At 38.5% G+C, this 4,154-nt stretch carries 4 protein-coding genes; 3 read left to right on the plus strand and 1 reads right to left on the minus strand.

All coding sequences use genetic code 11. From position 1 onward, the window contains the following. From cadA to K1X56_14935, 3 genes are all read left to right on the plus strand, one after another. The coding region (cadA, locus tag K1X56_14925) for a cadmium-translocating P-type ATPase (protein MBX7096012.1) at positions 1-1,329 on the plus strand (1,329 nt) is incomplete at its 5' end. A 607-nt stretch (positions 1,330-1,936) separates the two neighbouring features. After that, complete coding sequence (locus K1X56_14930) at positions 1,937-2,455, plus strand: hypothetical protein (protein MBX7096013.1); 519 nt, start codon at positions 1,937-1,939, stop codon at positions 2,453-2,455. Continuing rightward, entirely contained in the window at positions 2,448-3,146 is a 699-nt protein-coding gene (locus K1X56_14935) for a hypothetical protein (GenBank protein ID MBX7096014.1), read from the plus strand. Before K1X56_14930 ends, K1X56_14935 begins: the two co-directional genes overlap by 8 nt. 553 nt (positions 3,147-3,699) lie before the next feature. Here the strand turns inward: K1X56_14935 and K1X56_14940 are convergent. After that, entirely contained in the window at positions 3,700-3,984 is a 285-nt protein-coding gene (locus tag K1X56_14940; GenBank protein MBX7096015.1) for a GIY-YIG nuclease family protein, read from the minus strand. Positions 3,985-4,154: the final 170 nt, after the last annotated feature.

Raw genomic sequence — 4,154 nt, forward strand, 5'->3', positions numbered from 1 at the left:
ACCATTCGAAAAGGAGAAAAAGTTTTGGCGGGAATGATCAACGTGGGTGGAGTGATTGAAATTAAAGTGACAAAACTATTTTCTGAAAGTTCCATTGCCCGCATTCTTGACTTAGTTCAGAATGCAACTGCCCGAAAAGCACAAACCGAATTATTCATTCGGAAATTTGCAAGAATTTACACGCCCATCGTTGTTTTGTTTGCCACACTTTTAACAACGCTGCCTTATTTTTTTGTGAATGACTATGTGTTTGCCGATTGGCTCTATCGTGCGTTGATATTCCTCGTAATTTCTTGTCCATGTGCGTTGGTCATTTCTATTCCGCTCGGATATTTTGGAGGAATCGGAGCCGCTTCTCGTAATGGAATTTTATTCAAGGGATCGAATTACTTAGACCTGATGACAAAGGTGAATACAGTAGTGGTAGATAAGACAGGAACACTTACGAAGGGTGTTTTCAAAGTGAAAGAAATAAAATCCGATATTTTTCCTAAAGAAGAATTTATCGCACTTGCCTCTTCCATTGAATCACAATCAACGCATCCTATTGCTAAAGCCATTGTAGAATATAGTGGAGATGCGCATAAGGAAATCAAAATTTCACAAGTAGAGGAGATTCCCGGACATGGTCTGAAAGCAATTTTTTCTGGTGAAATTGTGCTTGCCGGAAACACCAAGCTATTAAAGAAATTCAATATTGCTTATCCAAAAGAAATAGATTCAATTGTTGATTCAATTGTGGTTGTAGCAATGAACGAAACGTATGTTGGGTACATTACTGTTGCCGATGAGGTGAAAGAAGATGCTAAACAAGCTGTGGATGATTTGCATTCGATGAACATAGAAGTCATTATGCTTTCGGGTGACAAACAAGCAGTGGTTAATGACGTTGCAATCATATTAGGAATAAAAACTGCTTTCGGAGATCTTCTCCCACAGGGGAAAGTTGAAAAGGTAGAAGTTCTAAAATCTGATAAGTCCAGGATAATTGCTTTCACAGGTGACGGGATAAACGATGCACCTGTGTTGGCTTTGAGTGACGTTGGAATTGCTATGGGAGGATTAGGAAGCGATGCAGCCATTGAAACAGCCGATGTTGTAATTCAAACCGATCATCCTTCCAAAATTTCAACTGCCATCCAAATCGGAAAAGCGACAAAGAAAATTGTTTGGCAAAATATTATCCTTGCGTTTGGTGTTAAAGCAGTTGTGCTCGCATTAGGTGCAGGAGGAATTGCCACCATGTGGGAAGCCGTTTTTGCAGACGTAGGAGTTGCTTTGTTGGCGATATTGAATGCGGTTAGGATACAGAAATTCAAATTCAACTAATTTTTAGATGATGATCGCATTGTAATCGCATCGTATTGCATTGACTTCACATCGTTTTGCATTGCTATTACATTGGAATCGCATTGCTATCACATTCCATTTTTATCACTTCGCTGAAATTCTAATTCAACATTTCACGACAACTGCCAACAAAAATCCGCAGCGATTGGCATCAAAAAACATTTACTGGAAAGCATAAAAAGCCCTTGGTATAGGTTTGTATTATATGCAGGAAAGACCGGAAATTGGACAATAGAATGGTGTATCCAGGTAAATTATACCACAGAGTTTTCTCGGAAAGGAAAGAATTGCGAAAACGAAGAAAAAACAAAACGAGAATGTTCGCTCCCGCTCTCATTTTTGAATCAACTTTTTTATAGGTATAGAATTGGCTTTAATAGGCTAATTAAAATAACCCAATCCCATTTAAATTGATAGAGCGGGAAGCAGAATGAGAACGAAGAAAATTGGGAAAAACCACTAAAGGAGCAATTGAAGTCTATTTAATTGGCACATTACTAATTATTTATAATTCTCCCGATAGGGTTGCTCAATCAACTATTTTTTGTAATTTCACAATTCGCGAATTGCAAATTGAGGATTAAATATGAAAAAGCATAGTGGTTTACGCCCTCAGGATATTGTTATCCTGCTTAAAATAATAGCGCTGGATGGTCAATCCTGGATGATGAAAGATCTGGCACATAGCCTGGATATTTCCAATTCTGAAGTAAGCGAATCACTTAACCGTTCGGTGTTGTCTGGTTTAATTGACCCTTCCAAAAAGAATGTATTCCGAAAATCGCTATTGGAATTTTTGCAATATGGATTGAAATACGTTTATCCCCAACGTCCGGGCACCATGACACGTGGTATTCCAACTGCACACTCTGCTCCTCCACTTAAAAATCATTTTAAAAGCGAAGAAAATTTTGTGTGGCCAAGCGCACAAGGTAAGGAACGTGGACTTGCCATTGAACCTCTTTACCCCGGTGCAGTTCAGGCGGCACAAAAAGATAAACAGCTTTACGAATTATTGATTTTGCTGGACGCTATACGTGTGGGAAAAGCGCGTGAACAGAAAATGGCGATGGAATACCTTGAAAAGAAAATATTGAATGCTTAAAAACAATACCATAAATCTTGGAGTGGTAAAAAAAGTTGCCTCTGCTTTAGACGATCTGAACAAAGATGTAGTTTTTGTAGGTGGTGCTGTTGTCGCATTGTATGTAAACGATCCGGCTGCCGATGAAGTGCGTCCAACTGGCGATATTGATATTTCCGTGCAATTGGCGCAATTCGGAAATGTGTTTGCCCTACAGGAGAAACTCAAAGAACGAAAATTCAAAGAAGCGGTTGGCGAAGCGGTCATTTGCCGTTTTGTTTACGATGATGTACTGGTAGATGTTATGCCGGATGAAGATAGCCCCTGGGGGAAAACCAACCGCTGGTATAAACCCGGATTTAAGCATTCACAACAAATAACAGTTGAACATATTCAGATCAACATTCTTCCTGCCCCGTATTTCCTTGCTACCAAATTCGAAGCGTTTAAAAACCGTGGAGGTGATTACCGCACCAGCCACGATTTTGAGGATATTATTTATGTGATTGACAACAGAATTAATATTGTAGAAGAAGTTTTGAAAAGTGATGAAGAAGTAAAAACCTATTTACAAAACGAATTTAGAAAATTACTGGGAGACAAACTGGCTGATGAAGGAATGATGGCGCATCTTTTTTATGAAACGGCAACGGAGCGGCTGAAAATGATTAAGGATAAAATGGAAGAAATAGTTCGAATTGAAAAGCAATAATTTGACCTAAAAATTTGCAGAAATTATAGCAAATAAAATTTATTGGTAAATCGAAATAGCCCAATCCGATTCAAATTGATAGAGCGGGAAGCAGAATCAAAACGAAGAAAAAACAGAGCGAGAATGTTCGCTCTCGCTCTCATTTTTGAATCAGCTTTTTTATCGGTATAGAATTGACTTTTTTAGGCTATTTAAAATAACCCAATCCCATTTAAATTGATAGAGCGAGAAACGGAATAAATGCGTTGGAAAAGTAGAGCGGGAAGCAGAATGAAAACGAAGAAAAAACAGAGCGAGAATGTTCGCTCCCGCTCTCATTTTTGAATCAGCTTTTTTTATCGGTATAGAATTGACTTTTATAGGCTAATTAAAATAACCCAATCCCATTTAAATTGATAGAGCGAGAAGCAGAATGAAAACGAAGAAAAAACAGAGCGAGAATGTTCTCTCCCGCTCTCATTCTCGCTCTGTTTTTGTACCCGGGGTCGGACTCGAACCGACATGTCCGTGAAGACAATGGTGTTTGATGCCGATAGCTATCGGCACATCGTGTCTATCTATACTTAGAAATAAGCTTCTCTACCATTTCAGGATATTTTTTCAGGTTTTGAATGTAATTTTTGCTCTTCATCCGTTTAATATGAGATTCCATTTTTAATGCGGTGCCAAGTGGTAAATCAGAAATTTCCAGATAAAGCTCCCAATCAGAGTATTTTGCTGTATAACTATTTCTAAATTCCCTGGACAGATGGTATTCAATTCGCTTTTCCAGATCTTTAGTCACTCCGGTATAATATTTACCTGCGGTAAAAGAAAAAAGAATATAAACGCTAGCCATTTTTTCGCAAAATTAAAAAAGCAGAGCTCTTTCTGAACTCTGCTTTTTGTACCCGGGGTCGGACTCGAACCGACATGTCCGTGAAGACAATGGTGTTTGATGCCGATAGCTATCGGCACATCGTGTCTATCTATACTTAGAAATAAGCTTCTCTACCATTTCAGGATATT

This window comes from Flavobacteriales bacterium (assembly GCA_019694795.1).
Lineage (GTDB): Bacteria > Bacteroidota > Bacteroidia > Flavobacteriales_D > UBA2798 > UBA2798.